Raw genomic sequence first — 21,784 nt, 5'->3', positions numbered from 1 at the left:
CAATCCATGGCAACGCTTGAAATCCACGACCTGCACGTCACCGTCGAGGCCGACAACGCCACGAAGGAGATCCTCAAGGGCGTCGACCTGACCGTGAAGCAGGGCGAGACGCACGCCATCATGGGCCCCAACGGCTCCGGCAAGTCGACCCTCGCCTACTCGCTCGCGGGCCACCCGAAGTACACGATCACCGGCGGCACCGTCACCCTCGACGGCGAGGACGTCCTGGAGATGTCCGTCGACGAGCGCGCCCGCGCCGGCCTGTTCCTCGCGATGCAGTACCCGGTCGAGATCCCCGGCGTCTCGGTCTCCAACTTCCTGCGCACCTCCGCCACCGCCGTGCGTGGCGAGGCCCCCAAGCTGCGCACCTGGGTGAAGGAGGTCAAGGAGACCATGGAGCGCCTCTCCATGGACCCCTCCTTCGCCGAGCGCAACGTCAACGAGGGCTTCTCCGGCGGTGAGAAGAAGCGCCACGAGATCCTTCAGCTCGAACTGCTCAAGCCGAAGATCGCGGTCCTCGACGAGACCGACTCCGGTCTGGACGTCGACGCCCTGCGCATCGTCTCCGAGGGCGTCAACCGCGTCCGCGAGACCGGCGAGGTGGGCACCCTGCTCATCACGCACTACACGCGCATCCTGCGCTACATCAAGCCCGACTTCGTCCACGTCTTCTCCGGCGGCCGCATCGTCGAGTCCGGCGGCGCCGAGCTCGCCGACAAGCTGGAGAACGAGGGTTACGAGTCGTACGCACTCGACGCGAAGGGTGGCGTATCCGCGTGACGCAGCTGCCGGGCCTCCTCGACACCGAGGCGATCCGCAAGGACTTCCCCATCCTGGATCGCCAGATCCACGACGGTAAGAAGCTGGTGTACCTGGACAACGCGGCGACCTCGCAGAAGCCGCGCCAGGTCCTGGACGCCCTGAACGAGTACTACGAGCGCTACAACGCCAACGTCCACCGCGGTGTGCATGTGCTCGCCGAGGAGGCCACGGCACTGTACGAAGGCGCGCGGGACAAGGTCGCCGCCTTCATCAACGCGCCGAGCCGCGACGAGGTGATCTTCACCAAGAACGCCTCCGAGTCGCTCAACCTCGTGGCCAACATGCTCGGTTGGGCCGATGAGCCCTACCGCGTGGACCACGAGACCGAGATCGTCATCACCGAGATGGAGCACCACTCCAACATCGTTCCGTGGCAGCTCCTGTCGCAGCGCACGGGTGCGAAGCTGAAGTGGTTCGGCCTCACCGACGACGGCCGTCTCGACCTGTCGAACATCGACGAGATCATCACGGAGAAGACGAAGATCGTCTCCTTCGTGCTGGTGTCGAACATCCTGGGCACCGTGAACCCGGTCGAGGCGATAGTGCGCCGCGCCCAGGAGGTCGGCGCCCTGGTCCTGATCGACGCGTCCCAGGCCGCGCCGCACATGCCGCTCGACGTGCAGGCCCTCCAGGCCGACTTCGTGGCCTTCACCGGCCACAAGATGTGCGGTCCGACGGGTATCGGCGTCCTGTGGGGCCGCCAGGAACTCCTGGAGGACCTCCCGCCGTTCCTCGGCGGCGGCGAGATGATCGAGACCGTGTCGATGCACTCGTCGACGTACGCTCCGGCGCCGCACAAGTTCGAGGCGGGCACCCCGCCGATCGCCCAGGCGGTCGGCCTCGGCGCGGCGATCGACTACCTGTCCTCGATCGGCATGGACAAGATCCTCGCCCACGAGCACGCGCTCACCGAGTACGCGGTGAAGCGGCTCGCGGAGGTCCCCGACCTCAGGATCATCGGCCCCACCACGGCCGAGGACCGCGGCGCGGCGATCTCGTTCACGCTCGGCGACATCCACCCGCACGACGTGGGCCAGGTTCTCGACGAGCAGGGCATCGCGGTCCGGGTCGGCCACCACTGCGCCCGTCCGGTCTGCCTGCGCTACGGAATTCCTGCGACCACGCGAGCGTCGTTCTATCTGTATTCCACGCCGTCGGAGATCGACGCTCTGGTCGACGGCCTGGAGCACGTACGGAACTTCTTCGGCTGAGGGGCTGGCTGGGAACGTGAAGCTGGATTCGATGTACCAGGAAGTCATCCTGGACCACTACAAGCACCCGCACGGGCGCGGTCTGAGGGACGGCGACGCCGAGGTGCACCACGTCAACCCCACGTGCGGTGACGAGATCACCCTGCGGGTGAAGTACGACGGCGAGCGGATCGAGGACATCTCGTACGAGGGTCAGGGCTGCTCGATCAGCCAGGCCTCGGCCTCCGTACTGAACGACCTCCTGGTCGGCAAGGACGTGTCCGACGCGCAGAAGATCCAGGAGACCTTCCTGGAACTGATGCAGTCCAAGGGCCGGATCGAGCCCGACGACGCGATGGAGGAGGTGCTGGAGGACGCGGTCGCGTTCGCCGGTGTCTCCAAGTACCCGGCCCGGGTCAAGTGCGCCCTCCTGAGCTGGATGGCGTGGAAGGACGCGACGGCCCAGGCTCTGGGCGAGAGCGCCGAGAGGAAGACGGCATGAGCGAGAACACTGTGACATCGGACGAGACCGCTGTGACCTCGGACGAGTCCGTGGTCGCGGAGGCCGCGGCCACCGCGGCACCGGGTACGAGCCTGACGGCGAAGCCGGCGTCGGAGGAAGAGGTCCGTGAGGCTCTCTACGATGTCGTCGATCCCGAGCTGGGCATCGACGTCGTCAACCTCGGCCTCATCTACGGCATCCACATCGACGACGCGAACATCGCGACGATCGACATGACGCTGACGTCCGCGGCCTGCCCGCTCACCGACGTCATCGAGGACCAGGCCAAGTCCGCCACGGACGGCCTCGTCAACGAACTGCGCATCAACTGGGTCTGGATGCCGCCGTGGGGCCCGGACAAGATCACGGACGACGGTCGCGAGCAGCTTCGCGCGCTCGGCTTCAACGTCTGATCTCTTCGCTCCGGGGCCTCGGCTCCCGAGCGGCACGGGGCGGCACGTTCGGGTGCCGCCCCGTCGCGTTTCCCCGCTGAGTGTCCGGTGCCCGGGCCGGGGGCCCACCGGCGTCGGTCTCAGGCCCAGCCCCGCACCAGACGGAACGCCGAGTCCTCCCCGTAGAGCCTGTCGCGCTCGTAACGCCCGAGGACGAGTTGGAAGTTGCGGTGCCGCAGGAAACGGCCCGGGTAGTTGACCGCTTCCAGCATGACGGCGCCCGAGCGGGAGGAGGCCCGGGGACAGAACGTGGCGTCCTCCCGGAAGAGGGCGGAGCCGTCGTCGCGGTCGGAGCGCAGGACGAAGTCGCGGTGGCGCAGGTAGGAGCCGTCGACGGTGGCGAAGGAGTAGCAGGAGGACTTCGCCAGCCCGGGCACCACCTTGAAGCTGGCGGCCCGCCGGGTCGCCGCCGAACTGCCCGAGTTCACCGGGTCGAGACGGACCTGACCGTCGCTCAGATGCCAGTACCGGTCCGGGTAGTTGACCGCCTCGACGGACTTCAGCCCCGAGGCCGGGCGGGGTGCGGAGGCGGTGCCGGACGCGCCGGGCGTCCTTCCCGCGCCGGGCGACCCCCCGGAACTCCCGTCCGAGGGCCCCGGCGACACGGAGGCGCTCGACGCGGAGTCCGGGGAGGCGGAGCGTGAAGTCCCCGCCGAGGACAGCGCGTTCTTGCCCGCGGGAGCGGTGGTCGTTCCCCCCGGGGCCGGGGCGCCGAGCAGGAAGGGGTTCGTCGTGTCGGACACGGTCCTGTTCCGCGCCCCGTTCGACGAGGCGTCGGAGGACGCCGCCTGTACGGAGACCACGGCTATGGCGGCGACGGTGACGGTGACCGCGAGCCCCGCGGCCAGCCACAGCCGGCGCATGCCCGGCAGCTTCTCCTCGTCCTCCGCCCGGACCGCCTCCCAAGGGGCCCGGGGCACGGGCACGAGATCGGCTGACACCGGGTAGGGCGTGCCGTGCGCGGTGGGGCGCCAGGGCACGATCTCCCTGGAGGGGACTGACCCGTCGGAACCGGATCCGGGCGGCACTTCAGGCATGCGCGTTCCTAGAGGGGGAGGGCGAGCGCGAGGGGCGAAGCGGGGTGCGGAGGGCGCGGCACACGAGGCGGGGCGGTCATGGAGACCCGGTGTGCGGCTGGTGAAACAGTAGTGGAGCCGGTGACTACCGAGCGGTCGTTTCCCGTGGCCGTGCAGGTATTTACGTGCGGCTCTTTTCGGGCAATCGCCTACAGAGGATGGGGAGTTGGGCCAGGTCGGCGCCCCCCGGGCGAGGTGCGAGGGCCGCGGGTCGCGGGGCGAGGGCGGCGAGCTGAGGGGTGAGGGGCGGTCGGACGGGAGCGGCCGCGGCGGAGCGGCCTGCCGGGTGTGGACACCACGTTCGTCGAGGCAGGGTGCGTCGGCGCAGGGTCGTCGCCACAGGGTTCCTCGCCGGGGAGCGTCCCCGCGGTGGCGGGGGTCACCGGTGTGCCTGATGGCCGGGGGGTCACCGGTGTGCCTGTTGGCCGGGCCTTCGTCGCCGGGGGAGACTGCCGTTCATGGCTGTCTCCCTGTACCAACTGGTCATCGACGCCCACGACCTGCCGGCGCTCGCCCGCTTCTGGTGCCAAGTCCTCGACTGGCGCGTCCTGTTCGAGGAGGACGACGAGATCGTCATCGGCTCCGACGCGCACGCGCTCCCGGGAATCTGCTTCGTGCCGGTCGGCGAGCGCAAGACCGTCAAGAACCGGCTGCACATCGATCTCACGCCGGACGACCGGGCCGCCGAGGTCGAGCGCATCCTCGCCCTCGGGGCGCGCCGGGTCGACGTGGGACAGGGCGAGGACGTCACCTGGACCGTCCTCGCCGACCCCGAGGGCAACGAGTTCTGCGTGCTGCGGCCGAAGAAGTCGCTACTCGACTGAGCCGGGCGTCCCGGGCCCGCCGGGTGTCCCGGGCCCGCCGGGTGTCCCGGGCCCGCCGGGCGCCTCCGCCACGGCGGACGCGCGGAACAGCACGTCCGCCAGGCCTTCCCGGCGGATGCGCTGGTCGATGTACAGCAGGCTGGTCACGAGCGGCATGAACACCAGGGAGAAGAGCTGGACGAAGACGCCCGCGATCGTCGAGAACACCAGGGAGCGCCCCATGTCGGGCAGCATCCGCGCGTAGATCTCGGTCACGCTCACGGGTTCCTGCGCCGAGGACAGGTCGTACGGCTGCGGGGTCGGCGCCGCGAACCGGAACGGCACGTCGATCACGATGGAGACGACGAACGTGATCACGCCGCCCAGCAGCAGGATGCCGAACGTACGCCACCACGTGCCGCGGACCAGGCGCGCCGACCGGCGCATCGCCGTCACGGGGCCCGCGCCCTCCAGGACGGCGGCGGCCGGGGCGAAGCTGAACCGGACGAACAGCCAGACCATCAGCGGCACGGAGAGCAGCAGGAGCAGGAAGGCGATGCCGAGCGGGACGAACGGCTCGCCGTTCACGACCGCGGCCGCCATCATCGCGAAGATCATCATCATGAACAGCGCGACCGGAATCGCGATGAGCAGACCCATCAGCAGCGTCACCCCGAGCACGGACGGGGTGCGCGACCAGGCACGCTTCCACACCGCGCCGACGCGGGCCCGGCGCCCGAGCACGGCGTCGTGCAGCGTCGCCGCGGTCGAGGCCTGGATGAAGGCACTGGCCACCAGCGAGACCACCATGCTCACCAGCCACGCGGCGCCGAACGCGATCAGGACGGTGCGCAGGTCGGTCCATTCGATGGACCGGGGCGCGACGGTCATCCGGTCGAGCTGACTCTTCGTCGAGCGGTAGGCCGCGTACTCGAGACCGAGGGTCAGGGACGCCAGGACCACGATGCTCGCGAAGGTCAGCCCGAACAGCGGCTTCGCGTACCGGCGCATGGTGCCGAAGGCGCCGCCGAGGATGTGGTCCACGCCGAGCGGGGCCAGCGGGATCACACCCGGCTTGGGCGGTGGCGGAGGCAGCCAGCCCCAGCCGCCCGGGGCACCCCAGTACGGCCCCGACGGCCCTGACGGTCCCCACCCTGAACTGTCCGACATGCCCCTCGCGCTCCACGTGTTGTTGGGAATCTGTTCGACTCCGGCCCCCTTGTGATCGCGAACGATAGCTGCTGGGGCGCATGGTGCCCACGGCATATACGGGATCCGTACGCCTGACGCGACGGACACTTGATGCGTACACCTGTACACATCCGGTGCGGTCCATGTGTACAGTCGTACGCATGGGATACGTGCTGCTCGCCGGTGCCATCGCGGCGGAGGTCGGGGCGACGACCGCGATGAAGTACACCGAGGGCTTCAGCAGGCTGTGGCCGTCCCTGGCGACCGTCCTCGGGTACGTCGTCGCCTTCGCGCTGCTGGCGCAGACCCTCAAGACCGTGTCGGTCGGTACGGCGTACGCGATCTGGGCCGGCGTCGGCACCGCCGCCATCGCCGTGATCGGCACGCTGTTCCTCGGCGAGGGACTCACGCCCGCGAAGGCCGGCGGGATCGTGCTGATCATCGGCGGGGTCGTCCTGCTGAACCTGGGCGGGGCGCACTGATGGCCGGGGCGGGCCCGGCGGACGGCCCCCGCTGATGGCGCGGCGGTACGACCCCGAGCGGCGGCAGCGGATCATCGACGCGGCGATCCGTGTCGTCGGCGCCCAGGGCATCGCCGGTCTCAGCCACCGCTCCGTCGCGGCCGAGGCCGATGTGCCGCTCGGCTCCACGACGTACCACTTCAAGACCCTCGACGAACTCATGGTCGCCGCCCTGCGCCAGGCGAACGAGGGCTTCGCCAAGGTCCTCGCCGCGCGCGGCACCCTGGAGGACACCCGCGCGGACCTCGCCGCCGAACTCGCCGGACTGATCGGCGAATGGCTGGCCGGCGACCGCACCGGTGTGGAGCTGGAGTACGAGCTGTACCTCGCCGCCCTGCGCCGACCCGCGCTGCGCCCGGTGGCCGCCGAGTGGATCGACAGCCTCGTCGGCCCCCTGAGCCTCCGCACGGACCCGGTCACCGCGCGGGCCCTCGTCGCCCTGCTCGACGGGATCTGCCTCCAGGTGCTGCTGACCGGTACGTCCTACGACGAGGAGTACGCGCGGGAGGTGTTGGCGCGGGTCCTGCGGAGCGGAGAGGGGGCCGGCGAGGGGCCGGGGCGGTGACCGGACGCCCGCTCACCGAGACGCCCCGCGTACCGGTTCGCCCGCGCGGCCCCCCTCAAGTTAGGTTGCACTCATGACCGACACGACTGCTTCTCGTACCACCGGCGCCGTCGCCGCCGGGCTCGCCACCCTCACCGCCGACGGCACTGTTCTCGACACCTGGTTCCCCGCCCCCGAACTGTCCGCCGAGCCCGGCCCGGCCGGCACCGAGCGGCTGTCCGCCGAGCGGGCCGTGGAACTCCTCGGCGAGGGAGCCGCGCAGGCCGTCGGCCCGGACGCCCGCCGCGGCGTCGAGGTGGTCGCGGTCCGTACGGTCATCGCCTCGCTGGACGACAAGCCGCTCGACGCGCACGACGCGTACCTGCGCCTGCACCTCCTCTCGCACCGCCTGGTCAAGCCGCACGGCCAGAACCTGGACGGCGTGTTCGGGCTGCTCGCCAACGTCGCCTGGACCTCGCTCGGTCCGGTCGCCGTCGACGACGTCGAGAAGGTCCGGCTGAACGCGCGCGCCGCGGGCCTGCACCTCCAGGTGACCTCCATCGACAAGTTCCCGCGCATGACGGACTACGTCGCGCCCAAGGGCGTCCGCATCGCCGACGCCGACCGGGTCCGCCTCGGCGCGCACCTCGCCGAGGGCACGACCGTCATGCACGAGGGCTTCGTGAACTTCAACGCGGGCACGCTCGGCACCTCCATGGTCGAGGGCCGCATCTCGGCCGGTGTCGTCGTCGGCGACGGCTCGGACATCGGCGGCGGCGCGTCCACCATGGGCACCCTCTCCGGCGGCGGCAACGTCCGCATCACCATCGGCGAGCGCTGCCTCGTCGGCGCGGAGGCGGGCGTCGGCATCGCTCTCGGCGACGAGTGCGTGGTCGAGGCGGGGCTGTACGTCACCGCCGGCACGCGGGTGACGATGCCCGACGGCGAGATCGTCAAGGCCCGTGACCTGTCCGGCGCTTCGAACATCCTGTTCCGCCGCAACTCGGTCACCGGCACGGTCGAGGCCCGCCCGAACAACGCGGTCTGGGGCGGCCTGAACGAGATCCTGCACAGCCACAACTGACCTTCGGCGGCCGTGACCTGTGGCCGCCTAGTCGATCACCGCTCCGACCTGCCGCTGAGCTGTCGGCAGTCGTCGACGTCGGTCACCATCGAGCGCCCTTCCACGGCCCCAGGACGGCCCGGGAGGGCGCTCGTGCGTTGAGGAAGGCATGGGCCTTGTCAAGCGGTCCTGTGGCTCCCATAGCGCCGTCGCAGTGCTGCGGGCCGAGCCTGGGCGATTGCTCAAGACCACCTACGTCCACCGTCGTTGATGTCAGACAGTGACGTCAGGTTGGATGGCCTGATGGAGCGTATAGAAGCCGAGCTGTTCACAGACGGTGGCAACGGCGCTGTGGTTCGCACGCCTGGCAGAAGATTTCCGGGGGTACTGGTGCAAGGCGACTCCCTTCACATCCTCCGCAGCGAGGCAGCCGAGGTGGCGGAAGCATGTGAGCGAGGCGACCTGGATGGAGCTCGGGACTCCGCCGGCCTCCTCCTGGAGAACCTGGATGCTCTTCTGGTGCGGTACGAGGCAGCGTTGCGCGAGCACGAGATTCCGCGGCCGTACTGACCTGTCGGGCTATCAGCTTGGGAAGCTGAGGGCATTTGCGGCGAGTTCAGGCGCTGAGCTGGGCGAATACCTGGGGTGATGGCTCGTCCGTCTCGGCCGCATTCACCGTGACTCCCCGCTGTTTCCCGCTCCATCTGGTGCGCCAGTGGTGCGGCCCTCGGCTACGGGCTCGATGACGTCGGCCCATACGCGGTCGGTCCACGGGTTGTCCTCCACACCCAGGCGTGTTGCGACAACGTCATCGAGGAAGTGCGCCCGGGCGATCTCCACCGTGTCGTCGGGCCACCACAGCGAGTCGCACTCAGTGCACAACCAGAAGTGGGACCCATCGGCTTTGAAGCGGTACTGATGGACCCAGTCCTGCTCACAGCGTGGACAGACGCGCTTGATCGACATGACCAGAAGGTACCTCGGCATGAAGGGCACGCTTTCCAACTGTGTTGATGGGGTCTTGGGCCGCGTTCGGGGACGTTCACCTGCGTTCATGCGCGGCTGGTCGGCTTGGGGGAGTGGACTTGTGGTCTCGTCTGAACGTCCGTGAACGGTCTGGGTTGTCCTGTGCCACTGGATCTCGACCGTTTGCCATCGGACTTCGACGGACGCGAGTTTGTGTCATCGGAGTTTGATCACCGCAGGTCAGCGACTCAGCGCACCGAAGGTACATTGAGTCGCTGACCTGCACTTATGTGCAGTTCCTCGTAAACGTGTAGGTCAGAGCCCTGCGATCGTCATGCAGGCTGCGCGATGTGTGGGGACGGGGGTCAGGAAGGCTTGACCGCCGAGACCGGGGTGACGGTCACCTTGTTGTCGCACTCGGCCCACCACCCGTCGTTCAGGGCGACCTGGTGCTTCCCGGAGTGCGGCAGCCCGATGACCATCGTCGGATACGCCGCCGGGGTCTTGCCCGACACGCAGTAGCCGTCGCCCTCCCCCTGGACCTGGACGAAGGTCAGCTTCACCCACGCCTTGCCGTGCGGCCGGACCGTCACGGTGGCCGCCCTGCCGGTGGGGGTGACCTTGAGCGGGGTGTTGTGGGCGGGGGAGCCGTTGCCGGCGCCCGCGACCGTCGGATGGCCCTTCAGGACGCACGTCTTCCGAGAGACGTTGGTGAACTGCACGACCGCCGCCCCGGTCCCGGTCCCGACGGGCGGGTGGGCGGCCTGCCGGGCGCTGACCTGGAGGGCGGAGGCCGAGCAGGCGGGCGGCGGGGTAGAGGTGGTGGTGCTCGCCGCCATGGCGGTGCCGGTCAGGATGCCGGTCACCGCCGCCGCGACGGCCGTGACCGCCGTCGTCGCCAGAGCCGCCCTGCGAATGCCGTTGCTGTGACGCATGTTGTCGTCCCCCTGAGTCGTCTCGTCCGCGGGTTTCGGTCGTCGGTTGTTGCCCCGCGGTACGCGTGGTCGTGGTGCGTGAGTGCAGATAGGGCGGGAGAGCGGCAGGGTTCCGTGCGGCGACTACTCGTGACAGAACGGTGACGACAGGCTGCACCCGTGCAGATGGCCGTTGCTGACTGTCGTGCACTCTGATCTCCAAGCCACGCCGCGCGTCTTGGCTGCCGGTTCGAGGTAGCGGCGGGTTATCAGGGCGCGGGCGCAAGGTCGTCGCCGATGCCTTCCTTTTCGCCCGGCTGGCGGATCATCTGCGATTCCGGGTCGCCCAGGAGGACACGCACCTGGGTGTCGGCCGTTGCTGTCTCTGCGAGCTGGTCGGGGAGGTCGGGGTGATTGTCGAAGAGGAACAGCTCCGCGTATACGAGGATTTCGACTGATCCTTCGCCCCTCGATCAGCGACGACCACAGGGAAGCTGGAACGGCGCCGCGCTGCGGGTAGTACGTGACCAACTCGGAAGTGCTGGCGGTCTCGGCCAGCTTCTCCACTGTCGGCCGGAGATAGACCTCATCGACGCCTAGAACGGCTGCGGCCTTCCAGCTGTGGCTACGGTGTGGGGTGCGGTTCGTGGTGATCCACCGCTCGACGCTCGTCGGGTCCACTCCGACGCGATCAGCAGTGGACTGAACGGTCTCGCCCTTCGTCGAATTGGCTGCTCGCAGACGCTCGTTCGCCATGAGGTGTCGTCTCGGAGGGACGTAGGGACGTTTTGGCGGTATCTCAGACGTCCCTGAACGTCCAGACCCAGGACGGCCCGGGAGGGCGCTCGTGCGTCGAGGGAGACGGCCGCCTTGAACGTGCCGGCCCCACCCGGGCACTCGTGCGTCGGGCGGTCGGCCTGGCGTTGCGGATCTTGACCTCGCCCCCGCCGGGAAACGGGTTCCCGCCGGGCGGGAACCCGTGTAACGTCACGCTCTTCGCCCGGCGCACGGTGCGGAGTCCCGGTAGGTAGCCGCCATGCTCGATCAGTCTGTCCCCGACCCGTACACGATGTGGCGGAGCGCCCTCGCCGAGGTGGACCGGATCTTCGCCTCCCCTCCGGAGCTCGACCGGCCGGTGGCGGGGTGCACCCGTTGCTTCACGGAAGCGGAACTGCGCCTCCTCGGCGGTGATCCGCGGGATGTGCCGGATGACGTCCTCGAAGGCTTCATAGGCAAGGTCGTCGATCACTGGGACGCGGACCAGTACCGGGTCCTGTGGCGCCGCCTCATGCCGCGCGCCTTGCGTCACTGGGGCCCGGAAGGCCATGGTGCCGACCCGGCCCGTGAACTGAGCGGTCTCGGCCGCTACGGGGCCGACCTGATCGGCTGGCCGGCCGCCGAGCGCACCGCGGTCGAGCAGGCGTTCCGGGCACTGCTCGCCCTCGCCCTCACCGACGGCCGGTCCCCGGAGGACATCAGCGACCTCGTGGAAGGCGTCGCCCACGCCACGGTCGGCCTGCAGCCGTGGCTGGACCACATCGCCGGCCTCTCCGGCCCCGCCGCGGACGCCGGCCTCGTCCGACTGTCACTGGGCTGGGGGACGGCCTTCCTGTGGGAGGAGTTCAATTTCGTGTGGTGGTACGACGGCGACCCTCGAACCGTCGCCGACTGGCTGCTCACGCAGCGACCCCGTATCGCGTCCTTCGCGGCACGCAACCCACGCTGCAAGAACGCCACTGACGCACTCATCGCGATCTCCTGCCTCCAGGAAGGCGACTGGAGCCCGTGGCTCTATCCCTACGGCCCGCACCCGCGCCCCCACCTCCCCCTGACCGGGGGGAGGTGACGCCCGTCCCGCGCCGTGGACGTCAGCGGCCTTCTGATCCGTAGCCCCGGCCAGTGCGGTCAGCGACGGTCAAACCGGTCGCTGCGAGGCCCTGGCGGGACGGCAAGAGACCGGGGTGGTTGCTGCACGTCCCACCACCGCACAGCGCATGTGCTCCGTCAGGTCGGCGTGCACTTCTTCTTCACCGCGCTGTAGAAGTCGTCGGCGAACTCGTCCTCGGACATGGCCGAGGCGAACGAGGGGACGTGGATGGGGTGTTGTGGGTCGTGAGCCCGGTATGCGGCGCAGTACTCCCGCTGCTGCTTCTTGGTGCTCTCGTACCAGGCCGCTTCCCCCGGCGACCTGGTGTGCGCCGGCTTGGGTCCCATCTGCGCACACCCTGCGAGCAGGGCAGCCAGGGCCAGAGCCAGGACGGCTGTCGAAACGCGTCTCACACAGTCTCCCGGTGATGAAGGCGAAGGTCGGCGGGGCGGCTTCGGGGAGAGTGATCATGATCCCTGAGCTTCCGCCGAATCGGGCAGTCCGTGAACTTGCCTGCTGTAGAACGACGTTGGGGCCATGATCTTAGAGGGTCGCCCCAGAGCGCCTGCCGAACACCCTGCAGCCGACCGTCCCAGCCCGCAGGCGGCGTCTGCCAGTTCACGCGCAGTCCGATGCGAACTGGGCCGCTCCGGAAGTTGCTGAATGAGACGGATACCGAGACGGCGGCACACGGTCTCAGCCACGGCCCTCGCAACTGGCCGCTGACGGCACGTCGTGGCACAACTGATCCTGGTGAGACTGGACTTCACTTCCGCCCAAGAAGACGGTGAAGATCAAGACGGCCATAGCAGCTTGGGTGGCCACCGTCACGACGGCGTCGACCCAGGCGGCTGTCACGGCCGCCGCGATGGCGAGGACTCCGACTCCGCCGGCGGCGACCAGATAGCCCCACAAGGGATCGTTCGCGACGGTCTTCTCCGGGTCGAGATTGAAGCCGGACAGGAACCAGAGCCCGAAGATCACCGCCAGGGCGATCAGTTCCAAGAGCACCAGACCGCAGCCGGCTGCGATGTCGGCACCCCGGTCCACACGGCGCCGCTGTCTGGAGCCGGTGGTGGCATCGAAGGCTGGAGGGGCGACGGGTAATTCCATAGGCGCCACCTTGCCCACGCGCGTAAGGCGGAGCATGAGTACGGGTACTCAGTTCCGCACCTGATGGGTCCCGCGATCCACCAGGCACTTCCCATCCCGTAGCTCAAAGCGAAGTCCGAGTCCGGTCGTGGTCGGGTGCTGTGGTTGCGGTACTTCGCTGCGGTACTGCCGTCACGGCCCGTGCAGCTCGGTCTCCCAACGCTCGAACGGTGGCTCCACTCGGTAGCTCGGATCGCAGTACGAGCGGACCCATTGCGCAGCACGGTACTGGGCGTCCCCTTCGTTCAGGACTTCTCCGTTTTCGTCCACCTGCAGGACATTGGCGAAGATCGCAAAGACCTGCTCCAACGGAGAGCCGAACGCCATGAGCTGAGGCCGGTAGTCGATGCCCTCCAAGAGATCCACGTCGAGGGTGCCATTCGCGATGTAGAAGGCGAAGAGGCGCAGTGCTGCGCGTACGTCTACAGGAAGGTGATCCACGGGGACATCATCTGTTGGGCTTGGGACTGGAGCCTCATCATTGTCAGGTCGATCACAGGGCCCTACCAGCGTCAGCCAACCGCCTGTGCGCCTCGACCGATCAGCCGCTGAGGTCCGGTCGCGACCGCCGTTGTTCGTGCTTGTTGGTGTCAGCCGCTGATGTCAGGGCGTGGCGGCGCTTCGGGGACCAATGACGAAGTCGATCCGGCGCTCACCGGCAACTGGGTCTACCTCGACCGCGGAGGCTTCGTCAGGCTCCTCATCGATGGCCGGCGAGTTGAACTGGTCGGCAAACACCACTGTCGAGGCAAAGCCTCCAAAGAGGACGGACTGCACGTCATCAGGGTCAAGTGCGATGACGGCAATACCGACCGGACTGTGGGGCGGGTGTACGGGCTGACACAGGACGCCATGACCGTCGATTGGCAAGGGTTCGGAGCAGATATTTTCCAGCAGACCAAGCCCGCGACTGGCAAGGGGCGTACGGGCGAGTTGGGCGCAGCGGTCAGGGCGGGCACCACAGCCGTGCTGGATAGCGGTGCTTCGCCAGGCCGACGCGCACATGATCGCTGCTGCCTGTGAGTGACTGACCGTCGAGGGTGATCGAGAAGACGAGGCCCAGTGCTTCGATCGTTGGCTCGGCCCCCTTGGGTTTGAGCGTCCGGCTCCGTCCCAGACCTAGTCCTTGCGGTCGGTTCGACCACTGACCTGGGCGAACACTCAGAGCAAGGAACCCGCGGACCGGCCTCTCTTCACCATGAGTCCCCGCGGTTCCCCGCCCGATCTGGTGCGCGAGTGGTGCGGCAGCGGGCGGGGGCTTCGGGCGCCTGCCTCAGCCGCCCTCGCCTGGCGACGTCGACTCGCTGTCCCCGCCATACAGGTCGCCGCGGAGACGGGCTTTGGCTGCTTCCAGTCGTGCGCCGTAGTCGGCCATGAAGAGCTCGCTCAGCGTGGTGTCCAACGTGCCCGAGATCGCATAGACCGGTGACCAGACGGCTCGGTCGTGGATGATCCCCGCAAGGTCATCGGACTTGAGCATCGCCTGGTAGAGCCAGTCAGACAGTACGAACGCTTGATCGCGCGTGAGTCTGATGGTGATCGCGTCCACTTCTTCCACAGTCTCAACTTAGCTGCCTCAGCCAGCCATGCTCCTGGTGCAACCGCAACCGCAACTGCAGCCGGAGATCAACACGTTCTCCAACTATGGCTCTCGACATGACCTCTTCATCCCGAACCAAGGCCGCGGCCCACACCGCGCTGTCCTCCATGCCTATCAGCGTCGACGAGGTCCCGACCGCTGTCGAGGGCGCCTCGTGACAGCAGTTTTGGTGAGGGAGCCAGTCGGTCAGGGAGTTCGGTCGTGAGGGGTGTGGCGGGAGCGTGCTGTGGCCGCGTCCTGTTCTGTCAGGTGGGCGTCCATCGTGGTGTTCAGGGTGGTCATGAACGCTTCGACCTGTTCCAGGAACCGGGGCGGGTAGGGCGACATCGCGGCGTCGAGGCGGTGGGCGAGGGGGCCGAAGAACTCGTCCGCCCGCTCCTGGATGTGCCCGCCGCTGCGCAGCGTGACGATGCGCCGGTCGGAGTGCTCGCGGGCCCGCGTGATGTGCCCCGCCGTTTCGAGGCGGTTCAGCAGCGCGGTGGTGGCGCCCGTGGACAGGGAGATCCGCTCGCTCAACCGCGCCGGTGACAGGGGAGTGCCGCGCTCCTCGGCGGCGGCGATCTCCAGGACCGCGGTCGCGTCCGTGGAGTGCAGGCCCAGCCAGGCGGCGAAGCGCCGGCTGAGCTCGGCGTAGTGGCCGCCGTAGATCCTCAGCGACTCCATCAGCCGTTCACGCTGCTCCGCGACACCGTCACGCACTGCTTCCTCCACGCCTCCGCCCTTCCCTCCTGTCACGCGGTCCGCACGGCCGTCCCGCTTTGACAACCTACCGGCACCACTTTACCTTCATGATGGAATTACTTCACCATGGAGGTATCTGGCGTGCGTGACCCGTCCCCCACTCCCGACGAGACGACCGAGCCCTACCGCCGGCGGTGGCTGATCCTGGCGGTGATGATCGTCGCGGAGATCATGGATCTCCTGGACGCCTCGATCGTCAACGTCGCCGGGCCGGACCTGGAGCAGTCCCTCGGCGCCGGTTCCGTCGGACTGCAGTGGGTGATCGGCGGCTACGCCCTCACCCTGGGCGCCGGTCTGGTGCTCGGCGGGCGGCTCGGCGACCGCTACGGTCGGCGCCGGATGTTCCTGGCAGGACTCGCGGCCTTCACCGCGGCCTCGCTGCTGTGCGCGGTCGCGCCGGACATCGCGTCGCTGATCGCCTTCCGCCTGCTGCAGGGCGTCGCCGGAGCGATGCTGCTGCCCCAAGGCCTGGGCCTGCTGCGGGAGAACTTCTCCGGGCCCGAACTCACCAAGGTCTTCGCGATCTTCGGACCCGTCCTCGGCCTCGGCGGCATCGTCGGCCCGGTCCTGGGCGGCTTCCTCATCGAGGGCGACTTCCTCGGCCTGGGCTGGCGGTCGGTGTTCCTGGTCAACCTGCCCATCGGCATCGCGGCACTGATCGTCGCCGCGAGGTTCGTGCCCAGGAGAGCGGGCGACCGCACGGTACGGGTCGACATGACCGGCACCGCCCTGGTCGTGATCTCCTGCGCTCTGCTGGTGCTGCCGCTGAACCAGGGGCAGGAGGACGCCTGGCCACTGTGGACGTGGCTGTCCATGGCCGCCTCGGTGACCGGGTTCGCCCTCTTCGCCCTTCAGCAGCGCCGCACGGCCGCCGCGGGCCGCGAGCCGCTGGTGACCCCGGGCCTGCTGCGCAAGCCGGCCTTCACCGTCGGCCTCGGCGGCATCGCCCTGTTCTTCGGCGGGCTCATCGGCACCCAGCTCGTGCTGACCCTGTTCCTCCAGATCGGCCGGCACTTCACCGCCGGTGAAGCGGGACTGGGCAACCTGCCGCTCGCGGTGGGAACCGCGATCGGCGGCGCGGTCAGCGGCGCGTTCCTCGCGGACAGGATCGGCCGCAAGGTGCTGCAGATCGGACCGCTGGTCCAGCTCGTCGGCGCGGCCGTGCTGTGGTTCGAGCTCGACGGCCTCGATGCCGCCGCGTTCTCGGTGGGGGACATCGTTCCCGGCGTGGCGGTGGCGGGCGTCGGCGCCGGCATGGTGATCGCCGCGCTGTTCGGCTTCATCCTGGCCGCGGTCGACGACGACGAGATCGGATCCGCCTCCGGCGTCCTGTCGGCGGTCCAGGCGGTCGGCGGTTCCATCGGCGTCGCGGTCTTCGGCTCGGTGTTCTTCGCCCGGGCCAGGACCGGTGACTTCACCGGCGGCTTCCACCGCGCGCTGATCGTCCAGGCATGCCTGCTGGTGGTCTTCCTCGCGATCACCTTCCTGCTGCCCAAGAAGGGCCGCCCCGAAGACGAGCAGCACGGCATCACAGCCGAGCCGGCGACCGCCGACGGCCCCGGAGCCGAGCGGCACCTCACCGTGTGAGCCCCGTCCAGGGACCGTGCACGACAAGCGGCCCCGGCCGGACCGAACGGACCCCGCACCGGACCCGCCGGCGCACGGCCCACCGGCGCACGGTCCGGCGCCCGCGGCCGAACGCCGGTGGTCTCACAGCCCGGACGCGAACTCACTCAGTGCCTCGAAGTCCGGTTCGCTCAGGCCGACGCGGGGGTTCACATGGTGCAGGAGGGCCGGGGCCGGGTGGTGGGCGGTCACGAACCGTTCGTCGGGCGGGGTCTGTTCGTCGTCGACCCAGGCGAACGGGCGGCCCGCGGCGTAGGACACGATGCGTTCCGTCTTCCAGTGGACGCCGTCGGGCCGCTCGGTGAACAGGGCGCCGGTGAAGTCGACCCAGGGCAGTTCGGGCAGGCCGATCACCGGGGCGATCCAGCGGTTCGCCGCGTCCATCCACGTGGTGGCCCAGCACAGCTCGTAGCCGAGGGCGAGGAGGGTGCGGCCGTGGCCGGGGTGGAGCCAGACCCGCAGCGGCCGTCCGGGGTGCAACGCCACGCGGATCGTCGTGTACCCGGCGGGCCTGCGTTCCTTCTGGGCCGCGTACGGATTCAGCGGGCCGTCCACGTCGAGGAACAGCAGCGGTCGGCTCATCCGGTCACCGTAGAGGACGCGGGCGGCGGGGGCGGGCGTGATTTTCTCGTCCCGGAGACATAGCGGGGGGTGGCGGCGCGCGTCACCAGGATCACAGGGGTGGGTCACAAGGGGCCACCGGGGACGAGAAGGTGACGATGGATGCCGAAGCGGATGAGACCTTCCGGGACTTCGTGGCGAACAGGTCGTCCGCGCTGCTGAAGACGGCGGTGCTCCTCAGCGGGGGAGACCGGCACGCGGCCGAGGACCTGCTGCAGAACGCGCTGATCAAGGTGGCGGGCCGCTGGAACCGGATCGACGAACCCGAGGCGTACGTACGGCGGATCCTGTACCGGCAGCAGGTGAGCCGCTGGCGGCTGAAGTGGCCGCGACGGGAGCTGAGCGTCGCCGAACCGCCCGAGACGTCCGGCCCCGCGACCCCCGCCACGGACGCCTCGGCGGCCGCCGAACTGCGGATCGTCATGCGGGGTGCGCTGGCCCGGCTCACCGCGCGGCAGCGCACGGTGCTCGTCCTGCGCTACTTCGAGGACCTGCCCGAGGCCGAGGTGGCACGGCTCCTCGGCTGCTCCGTCGGAACCGTGCGCTCCACGACCCATCGCTCGCTCGCCCGGCTGCGGACGCTCGCCCCCGAACTGGCCGCGCTCGGCCCCGGGAACGAACCGCAGCCGCCGGCCCGTGACTTCTCGCCCGTGGAGGTACACCGGTGAACGTCGAAGAACTTCTGCGCGACACGTTCCGGGAGCAGGCCGAGGACGACCAGCGCACACCGCCGGGATTCGCCGACCGCGTGTTCGCCGTCCGCCGGCGCCGACGGACCCGGCGCCTGGCATCGGTCGCTGTCGCCGCGGCCGCGGTGCTCACCGCCCTGATCGCGGTGCCGGGCCTGGACCCCGGCAGACAGGACGTACGGCCCTCGGGCACGGTGGACCCCACACCGGCCGCCACGCACCCGACGCCCTCGGCGCACCCGGCACAGTCACCGGTGCGCTCGCTGGTCGCGGCCGGGAGAACGGCGCTGGCCGCGTACTACACCCAGAAGACGGACTGGCGGAGCGTCCACGACGGCATCCACAAGGGCGTCAGGGTGCGCACGTACTGGCTGCTCGATCCGAAGTCCGGCCATTACAAGAAGGACAGCCGGTGGTCGTGGGTTGCCGTGGCCCCGGGTCTGCGGACCGCCGCCGTACTGGAGCGGCATCTGCCGGTGCACCGGATCGGGCTGCTCGATCTCACGAGCGGCGAGGTCGCGCGGTGGATTCCGGTCGACCACCCGGTGGGCGGGCTGGAGTTCTCCCACGACGGCACGAGGCTCGTGGCGACGACGTACGGGGATGATCCCGACCGGCAGATCAAGATGGACAACATCGACAGGATCCCCGTGTCGGTGAAGCCCTCCCGCACCGGGTTCTACGTCTTCGGCGTGGCGTCGGGAAAGGGCTCCTGGGCCGATGTGGGCATCGTCCGGGACAACCAGGGCAACGACATCCAGGCACGCCAGGACTTCGGGTTCTGCCGCGACGGGAAGACCGTCACGGGCCGTCAGTCGGTCACGCCCGGCGACCGCTTCTACGACATGTCCGGCCGGGAGGTGAGCGTGCCCGACGCGGAGCGGTACCGCCCCTGGTTCATGGGGGCCGGACTCTCGCCGGACGGCACCCGGCTCGCCGGGGAGTTCGCGGGCGAGAAGTGGCACACCTCTTCGTGGATCCTCGACCCGCGCACCGGCAAGCACCTGGCCGAGGTCCGTGGCCAGCAGCTCCTCGCCTGGGCCGACGACAGGTCCCTGATCGCCTGGGACATCGCCAAGGGGGACAAGAACGAGTTCCACAATCGGCTGGTGCTGGTCACCATCGGCAGCGACAAGGAGGTGCCTCTCAGCGGCTTCCTCAAGGGCACAGACGGCACGGTGGGGCGCTGGGAGCCCCTCTTTGCCGAGCGCTGAGTCGACATCGGTGGTCCGCTCCGCGGGGCTTGTCCGACACCCTCGTCCGACACGCCCTAGGCCACGACGGCATCGTCCGTGACCCGGGCGAGCACCGCCCGCAGCCCGTCGGCCGTCTCCCGGTCGGCGGGCCGCAGCGGTGCCCGGACCGGGCCCGCCGGCAGCCCGAGCGCGGCCAGCAGCGCCTTCGCGGTGACCGTGCCCGGCAGGCCGGCCGCCATCATCGCCTCGATCAGCGGCAGGGCCCGCCGCATCAGCCCGGCCGCCGCCGTGTCGCCGCCGTCGAACGCGTCGAGCACGGCCCGCATCAGGCCCGGCACGACGTTCGCCACCGTGCTGACGTACCCGGCCGCGCCGATCGCGTACAGCGCGAGGACGTACTCGTCGCAGCCCGCGTAGTACGCCAACTCCGTGTCGGCCAAAACCTTTTGGGTGCCGAGCAGGTCGTACGCGCAGTCCTTCACGGCCACGATCCGCTGATGCCCCGCGAGCCGGATCATCGTCTCCGGCTCGATCCGTGTCCCGGTGCGCCCCGGGATGTCGTACAGCATGAGCGGCAGCCCCGAGGCGTCCGCGATCTCCCGGAAGTGCGCCTCGACCGCGTCCTGCGGAGGCCTGCTGTAGTACGGCGCGACGACCAACAGCCCGTCCGCTCCGGCCTTTTCGGCCGCCGCGGCCAGTTCCACGGTGTGCCGGGTGTCGGCCGTCCCGACCCCCGCGACGATGGACACGTCGTCGCCCACGGCCTCCCGCACCGCCCGCACCAGCGTCTCCTTCTCGGCGTCCGACGTGGTCGGCGACTCACCCGTCGTCCCGGACAGCACCAGCCCGTCGCAGCCCTCGGCCACCAGCCGGGCGGCGAGCCGCCGCGCCCCGTCGACGTCCAGCTCGCCCGCCCGGGTGAACGGCGTGACCATCGCGCACAGGGCGCGGCCGAAGGGGGCGGCGGGCCGGGTCGCGGGGAGGGGCCTGCCGGGCGGGGCGGCGGAGGCGGCGGTCGCGGGAGCGGTCCTCGGAGCGGTCATGAACGTAGTGTCGGCCACTCCATTGTGAAGCTCCACTTAAATCTTCTACGAGATGTCGTCAACGAGTGCTACATAGTTCGGGTGCGGGGATGAACGAGGCACTGGTGCCAAACCGGGGCGTCATGGGTCACCATGACCTGAACGGCATTCGTCGGTACCGCGGGAGGCGTCATGAGGCTCGGCAAGGCACTCGCCACCGGAGTGGCGGAGGAACAGGTTCGCACCCACGAGGAGACCTCGGGGATCGCCGAACTCCCCGACCTGGTCGAGGAGTCGGAGGCGGCCCCGGTCGAAGAGGTTCCGGCCGGACGATGAGGCTGCGGCTCCCCGAGGAACGCCCGACGGAGCCGCCGACCGGATACAAGATCGCCCACCCGGTGCTGTCCCAGGACGGCATCCGGGCCGGGTTCACCGGCGTATCGCTGGGCGGCGCGCTGCCGTACGGAGTACTCGACGACGCGCGCTGTGTCTACGGACGGCGGCACCGCGCCCCGAACCGCCGCTGCGACTGCGGCTTCCACTGCGTGCACGAGTCCGCCGTCGCCGAGGCGATGCTGTGCACCGCCGAACACCGGGCCGCCGTGCTCCTGGAAGTCTCCGTCCTCGGCGCCTACATCCGCTTCGAGCGGGGATTCCGCTACGCCCGCCAGCGGGTCCGCGGCGCCACCGTCGGCCCCTGCGGCTGCGGCGCCCCGGCCGCGGCGCTGGCGGACGCGGGCTGGGGACGTCCGGGCTGGCGCGCCCTGAGTGCCGCGTGCGCGGGCTGCGTGCGCGGTCGTACGTCGCTCTCGCTCGCCTCCTTCGCGCGGCTGGCCGGTGAGGGTCTGCGGGTCCGGGCCGGCGGCGCTCCCGTGGCCGGCGTCGAAGGCCCCGGGGGAGTCGCGGCCGGTCCCGGGGACGTCCTGGCCGGTCCCGGGGGTGCGGCGGTCGGCCTCGCGGGCGCCGCGGCCGGTCTCGGGGTGCCCGAGCTGGTCGCGGAGGCCGCTCTCCTCCAGGCCCGACTCGACTGGTTCCAGAGCCAGTTGGGCCGGTTGCAGGGCGAGGGGACCCAGGGGTAGCGCGAGCCGGGCCGGGTAGTCGAAGGACCGGAGGGGAACGACGCGGCGGGGGGGGGGGGGGGGGGGGTCCCCTCCCCCCCCCCCCCCCCCCCCCCCCCCCCCCCCCCCCCTCCCCCCCCCCTCCTCCCTCCCCCCCTCCCCCCCCCT

At 69.8% G+C, this 21,784-nt stretch carries 27 protein-coding genes; 16 read left to right on the top strand and 11 right to left on the bottom strand.

The window, feature by feature from the left end; translation table 11 throughout:
* Nucleotides 1–6: 6 nt before the first annotated feature.
* From sufC to ACZ4TO_RS09355, 4 genes are read left to right on the top strand one after another with little or no spacing between them, the layout of a single operon-like run.
* Nucleotides 7–780, top strand: coding sequence for a Fe-S cluster assembly ATPase SufC (gene sufC / locus ACZ4TO_RS09370; protein WP_382795924.1), 774 nt, complete (start codon nt 7–9; stop codon nt 778–780).
* A complete protein-coding gene (locus ACZ4TO_RS09365; protein WP_382795927.1) occupies nt 777–2,033 on the top strand; it encodes a cysteine desulfurase in 1,257 nt (418 codons plus the stop codon). The genes sufC and ACZ4TO_RS09365 overlap by 4 nt, the downstream gene beginning before the upstream one ends.
* 16 nt (nt 2,034–2,049) lie before the next feature.
* On the top strand, nt 2,050–2,514 hold the full coding sequence (sufU, locus tag ACZ4TO_RS09360; protein ID WP_151470345.1) for a Fe-S cluster assembly sulfur transfer protein SufU: 465 nt from the start codon (nt 2,050–2,052) through the stop codon (nt 2,512–2,514).
* Between the two features lie 50 nt (nt 2,515–2,564).
* Nucleotides 2,565–2,927 (top strand): metal-sulfur cluster assembly factor, encoded by a 363-nt coding sequence (locus ACZ4TO_RS09355; RefSeq protein ID WP_382796005.1) that lies wholly within the window; start codon nt 2,565–2,567, stop codon nt 2,925–2,927.
* Between the two features lie 119 nt (nt 2,928–3,046).
* Here ACZ4TO_RS09355 and ACZ4TO_RS09350 read toward each other — a convergent pair whose 3' ends face one another.
* Nucleotides 3,047–4,003, bottom strand: coding sequence for an AbfB domain-containing protein (locus ACZ4TO_RS09350; protein ID WP_468023888.1), 957 nt, complete (start codon nt 4,001–4,003; stop codon nt 3,047–3,049).
* A 497-nt stretch (nt 4,004–4,500) separates the two neighbouring features.
* Between ACZ4TO_RS09350 and ACZ4TO_RS09345 the strand changes: the two genes are divergently transcribed.
* Nucleotides 4,501–4,866, top strand: a complete 366-nt coding sequence (locus tag ACZ4TO_RS09345) for a VOC family protein (protein ID WP_382795934.1) — start codon at nt 4,501–4,503, stop codon at nt 4,864–4,866.
* Here ACZ4TO_RS09345 and ACZ4TO_RS09340 read toward each other — a convergent pair.
* Nucleotides 4,855–6,015: a DUF7847 domain-containing protein gene (locus ACZ4TO_RS09340; protein ID WP_468023887.1), complete on the bottom strand. Its 1,161-nt coding sequence runs from the start codon at nt 6,013–6,015 to the stop codon at nt 4,855–4,857. The genes ACZ4TO_RS09345 and ACZ4TO_RS09340 overlap by 12 nt on opposite strands.
* Before the next feature lie 182 nt (nt 6,016–6,197).
* Here ACZ4TO_RS09340 and ACZ4TO_RS09335 point away from each other — a divergent pair, with 182 nt between their 5' ends.
* The 4 genes from ACZ4TO_RS09335 to ACZ4TO_RS09320 all read left to right on the top strand — a co-directional run bounded on the left by ACZ4TO_RS09335 (nt 6,198) and on the right by ACZ4TO_RS09320 (nt 8,734).
* On the top strand, nt 6,198–6,518 hold the full coding sequence (locus ACZ4TO_RS09335) for a DMT family transporter (protein ID WP_382795939.1): 321 nt from the start codon (nt 6,198–6,200) through the stop codon (nt 6,516–6,518).
* A gap of 34 nt (nt 6,519–6,552) precedes the next feature.
* Nucleotides 6,553–7,122, top strand: a complete 570-nt coding sequence (locus tag ACZ4TO_RS09330) for a TetR/AcrR family transcriptional regulator (protein ID WP_382795941.1) — start codon at nt 6,553–6,555, stop codon at nt 7,120–7,122.
* 73 nt (nt 7,123–7,195) lie between these two features.
* Nucleotides 7,196–8,185 (top strand): 2,3,4,5-tetrahydropyridine-2,6-dicarboxylate N-succinyltransferase, encoded by a 990-nt coding sequence (dapD, locus tag ACZ4TO_RS09325; protein ID WP_468023886.1) that lies wholly within the window; start codon nt 7,196–7,198, stop codon nt 8,183–8,185.
* Between the two features lie 249 nt (nt 8,186–8,434).
* Nucleotides 8,435–8,734, top strand: coding sequence for a DUF6959 family protein (locus tag ACZ4TO_RS09320; RefSeq protein WP_468023885.1), 300 nt, complete (start codon nt 8,435–8,437; stop codon nt 8,732–8,734).
* Nucleotides 8,735–8,836: 102 nt separating this feature from the next.
* Here ACZ4TO_RS09320 and ACZ4TO_RS09315 read toward each other — a convergent pair whose 3' ends face one another.
* Both ACZ4TO_RS09315 and ACZ4TO_RS09310 read right to left on the bottom strand, forming a co-directional pair.
* A complete protein-coding gene (locus tag ACZ4TO_RS09315; RefSeq protein ID WP_468023884.1) occupies nt 8,837–9,130 on the bottom strand; it encodes a hypothetical protein in 294 nt (97 codons plus the stop codon).
* Nucleotides 9,131–9,495: 365 nt separating this feature from the next.
* Complete coding sequence (locus ACZ4TO_RS09310; RefSeq protein ID WP_468023883.1) at nt 9,496–10,065, bottom strand: DUF4232 domain-containing protein; 570 nt, start codon at nt 10,063–10,065, stop codon at nt 9,496–9,498.
* 1,015 nt (nt 10,066–11,080) lie between these two features.
* Between ACZ4TO_RS09310 and ACZ4TO_RS09305 the strand changes: the two genes are divergently transcribed.
* Complete coding sequence (locus ACZ4TO_RS09305) at nt 11,081–11,890, top strand: hypothetical protein (protein ID WP_468023882.1); 810 nt, start codon at nt 11,081–11,083, stop codon at nt 11,888–11,890.
* 158 nt (nt 11,891–12,048) lie between these two features.
* On the opposite strand, the gene ACZ4TO_RS09300 is transcribed toward ACZ4TO_RS09305, so the two are convergent.
* The 3 genes from ACZ4TO_RS09300 to ACZ4TO_RS09290 form a co-directional block, all read right to left on the bottom strand.
* Nucleotides 12,049–12,258 carry a hypothetical protein gene (locus ACZ4TO_RS09300; RefSeq protein WP_468023881.1) on the bottom strand — a complete coding sequence of 70 codons (210 nt, stop codon included), beginning with the start codon at nt 12,256–12,258 and terminating at the stop codon, nt 12,049–12,051.
* Between the two features lie 349 nt (nt 12,259–12,607).
* Nucleotides 12,608–13,024, bottom strand: coding sequence for a DUF6234 family protein (locus tag ACZ4TO_RS09295; RefSeq protein WP_468023880.1), 417 nt, complete (start codon nt 13,022–13,024; stop codon nt 12,608–12,610).
* Nucleotides 13,025–13,195: 171 nt separating this feature from the next.
* The gene (locus tag ACZ4TO_RS09290) at nt 13,196–13,504 is read right to left on the bottom strand and encodes a DUF7677 family protein (protein ID WP_468023879.1); all 309 of its coding nucleotides are present in this window, start codon (nt 13,502–13,504) and stop codon (nt 13,196–13,198) included.
* A 159-nt stretch (nt 13,505–13,663) separates the two neighbouring features.
* On the opposite strand from ACZ4TO_RS09290, the gene ACZ4TO_RS09285 reads away from it, so the two are divergent.
* Nucleotides 13,664–14,086, top strand: a complete 423-nt coding sequence (locus ACZ4TO_RS09285; RefSeq protein WP_468023878.1) for a hypothetical protein — start codon at nt 13,664–13,666, stop codon at nt 14,084–14,086.
* 250 nt (nt 14,087–14,336) lie between these two features.
* On the opposite strand, the gene ACZ4TO_RS09280 is transcribed toward ACZ4TO_RS09285, so the two are convergent.
* Both ACZ4TO_RS09280 and ACZ4TO_RS09275 read right to left on the bottom strand, forming a co-directional pair.
* Nucleotides 14,337–14,621, bottom strand: a complete 285-nt coding sequence (locus ACZ4TO_RS09280; RefSeq protein ID WP_468023877.1) for a hypothetical protein — start codon at nt 14,619–14,621, stop codon at nt 14,337–14,339.
* Between the two features lie 228 nt (nt 14,622–14,849).
* The gene (locus ACZ4TO_RS09275; RefSeq protein ID WP_468024353.1) at nt 14,850–15,326 is read right to left on the bottom strand and encodes a MarR family winged helix-turn-helix transcriptional regulator; all 477 of its coding nucleotides are present in this window, start codon (nt 15,324–15,326) and stop codon (nt 14,850–14,852) included.
* Between the two features lie 159 nt (nt 15,327–15,485).
* On the opposite strand from ACZ4TO_RS09275, the gene ACZ4TO_RS09270 reads away from it, so the two are divergent.
* Nucleotides 15,486–16,991, top strand: a complete 1,506-nt coding sequence (locus tag ACZ4TO_RS09270; RefSeq protein ID WP_468023876.1) for an MFS transporter — start codon at nt 15,486–15,488, stop codon at nt 16,989–16,991.
* A 123-nt stretch (nt 16,992–17,114) separates the two neighbouring features.
* On the opposite strand, the gene ACZ4TO_RS09265 is transcribed toward ACZ4TO_RS09270, so the two are convergent.
* On the bottom strand, nt 17,115–17,612 hold the full coding sequence (locus ACZ4TO_RS09265; protein WP_468023875.1) for an HAD domain-containing protein: 498 nt from the start codon (nt 17,610–17,612) through the stop codon (nt 17,115–17,117).
* Between the two features lie 137 nt (nt 17,613–17,749).
* On the opposite strand from ACZ4TO_RS09265, the gene ACZ4TO_RS09260 reads away from it, so the two are divergent.
* Together ACZ4TO_RS09260 and ACZ4TO_RS09255 are read left to right on the top strand one after the other, a co-directional pair.
* Complete coding sequence (locus ACZ4TO_RS09260) at nt 17,750–18,319, top strand: SigE family RNA polymerase sigma factor (protein ID WP_385044347.1); 570 nt, start codon at nt 17,750–17,752, stop codon at nt 18,317–18,319.
* The gene (locus ACZ4TO_RS09255) at nt 18,316–19,554 is read left to right on the top strand and encodes a WD40 repeat domain-containing protein (RefSeq protein ID WP_468023874.1); all 1,239 of its coding nucleotides are present in this window, start codon (nt 18,316–18,318) and stop codon (nt 19,552–19,554) included. Before ACZ4TO_RS09260 ends, ACZ4TO_RS09255 begins: the two co-directional genes overlap by 4 nt.
* Nucleotides 19,555–19,610: 56 nt before the next feature.
* Here ACZ4TO_RS09255 and dapA read toward each other — a convergent pair whose 3' ends face one another.
* A complete protein-coding gene (gene dapA, locus ACZ4TO_RS09250; RefSeq protein WP_468023873.1) occupies nt 19,611–20,579 on the bottom strand; it encodes a 4-hydroxy-tetrahydrodipicolinate synthase in 969 nt (322 codons plus the stop codon).
* Between the two features lie 171 nt (nt 20,580–20,750).
* Between dapA and ACZ4TO_RS09245 the strand changes: the two genes are divergently transcribed.
* Both ACZ4TO_RS09245 and ACZ4TO_RS09240 read left to right on the top strand, forming a co-directional pair.
* Complete coding sequence (locus ACZ4TO_RS09245) at nt 20,751–20,894, top strand: hypothetical protein (protein WP_468023872.1); 144 nt, start codon at nt 20,751–20,753, stop codon at nt 20,892–20,894.
* On the top strand, nt 20,891–21,637 hold the full coding sequence (locus ACZ4TO_RS09240) for a hypothetical protein (RefSeq protein WP_468023871.1): 747 nt from the start codon (nt 20,891–20,893) through the stop codon (nt 21,635–21,637). The genes ACZ4TO_RS09245 and ACZ4TO_RS09240 overlap by 4 nt, the downstream gene beginning before the upstream one ends.
* Nucleotides 21,638–21,784: the final 147 nt, after the last annotated feature.

The sequence above is a fragment of the Streptomyces sp. NPDC028298 genome, from assembly GCF_055565895.1.
Note: the sequence above shows the minus strand (reverse complement) of the source record. Positions and strands in the feature narration are given on the sequence as shown.

What these genes read in the sequence shown, in the direction of transcription:
- sufC (WP_382795924.1), top strand. Translation starts at nt 7, where the DNA reads ATGGCAACGCTTGAAATCCACGACCTGCACGTCACCGTCGAGGCCGAC.
- ACZ4TO_RS09350 (WP_468023888.1), bottom strand. Translation starts at nt 4,003, where the DNA reads ATGCCTGAAGTGCCGCCCGGATCCGGTTCCGACGGGTCAGTCCCCTCC.
- ACZ4TO_RS09345 (WP_382795934.1), top strand. Translation starts at nt 4,501, where the DNA reads ATGGCTGTCTCCCTGTACCAACTGGTCATCGACGCCCACGACCTGCCG.
- ACZ4TO_RS09340 (WP_468023887.1), bottom strand. Translation starts at nt 6,015, where the DNA reads ATGTCGGACAGTTCAGGGTGGGGACCGTCAGGGCCGTCGGGGCCGTAC.
- ACZ4TO_RS09335 (WP_382795939.1), top strand. Translation starts at nt 6,198, where the DNA reads ATGGGATACGTGCTGCTCGCCGGTGCCATCGCGGCGGAGGTCGGGGCG.
- ACZ4TO_RS09330 (WP_382795941.1), top strand. Translation starts at nt 6,553, where the DNA reads ATGGCGCGGCGGTACGACCCCGAGCGGCGGCAGCGGATCATCGACGCG.
- dapD (WP_468023886.1), top strand. Translation starts at nt 7,196, where the DNA reads ATGACCGACACGACTGCTTCTCGTACCACCGGCGCCGTCGCCGCCGGG.
- ACZ4TO_RS09320 (WP_468023885.1), top strand. Translation starts at nt 8,435, where the DNA reads ATGTCAGACAGTGACGTCAGGTTGGATGGCCTGATGGAGCGTATAGAA.
- ACZ4TO_RS09315 (WP_468023884.1), bottom strand. Translation starts at nt 9,130, where the DNA reads ATGTCGATCAAGCGCGTCTGTCCACGCTGTGAGCAGGACTGGGTCCAT.
- ACZ4TO_RS09310 (WP_468023883.1), bottom strand. Translation starts at nt 10,065, where the DNA reads ATGCGTCACAGCAACGGCATTCGCAGGGCGGCTCTGGCGACGACGGCG.
- ACZ4TO_RS09305 (WP_468023882.1), top strand. Translation starts at nt 11,081, where the DNA reads ATGCTCGATCAGTCTGTCCCCGACCCGTACACGATGTGGCGGAGCGCC.
- ACZ4TO_RS09300 (WP_468023881.1), bottom strand. Translation starts at nt 12,258, where the DNA reads ATGGGACCCAAGCCGGCGCACACCAGGTCGCCGGGGGAAGCGGCCTGG.
- ACZ4TO_RS09295 (WP_468023880.1), bottom strand. Translation starts at nt 13,024, where the DNA reads ATGGAATTACCCGTCGCCCCTCCAGCCTTCGATGCCACCACCGGCTCC.
- ACZ4TO_RS09285 (WP_468023878.1), top strand. Translation starts at nt 13,664, where the DNA reads ATGTCAGGGCGTGGCGGCGCTTCGGGGACCAATGACGAAGTCGATCCG.
- ACZ4TO_RS09275 (WP_468024353.1), bottom strand. Translation starts at nt 15,326, where the DNA reads ATGGAGTCGCTGAGGATCTACGGCGGCCACTACGCCGAGCTCAGCCGG.
- ACZ4TO_RS09265 (WP_468023875.1), bottom strand. Translation starts at nt 17,612, where the DNA reads ATGAGCCGACCGCTGCTGTTCCTCGACGTGGACGGCCCGCTGAATCCG.
- ACZ4TO_RS09260 (WP_385044347.1), top strand. Translation starts at nt 17,750, where the DNA reads ATGGATGCCGAAGCGGATGAGACCTTCCGGGACTTCGTGGCGAACAGG.
- dapA (WP_468023873.1), bottom strand. Translation starts at nt 20,579, where the DNA reads ATGACCGCTCCGAGGACCGCTCCCGCGACCGCCGCCTCCGCCGCCCCG.
- ACZ4TO_RS09245 (WP_468023872.1), top strand. Translation starts at nt 20,751, where the DNA reads ATGAGGCTCGGCAAGGCACTCGCCACCGGAGTGGCGGAGGAACAGGTT.
- ACZ4TO_RS09240 (WP_468023871.1), top strand. Translation starts at nt 20,891, where the DNA reads ATGAGGCTGCGGCTCCCCGAGGAACGCCCGACGGAGCCGCCGACCGGA.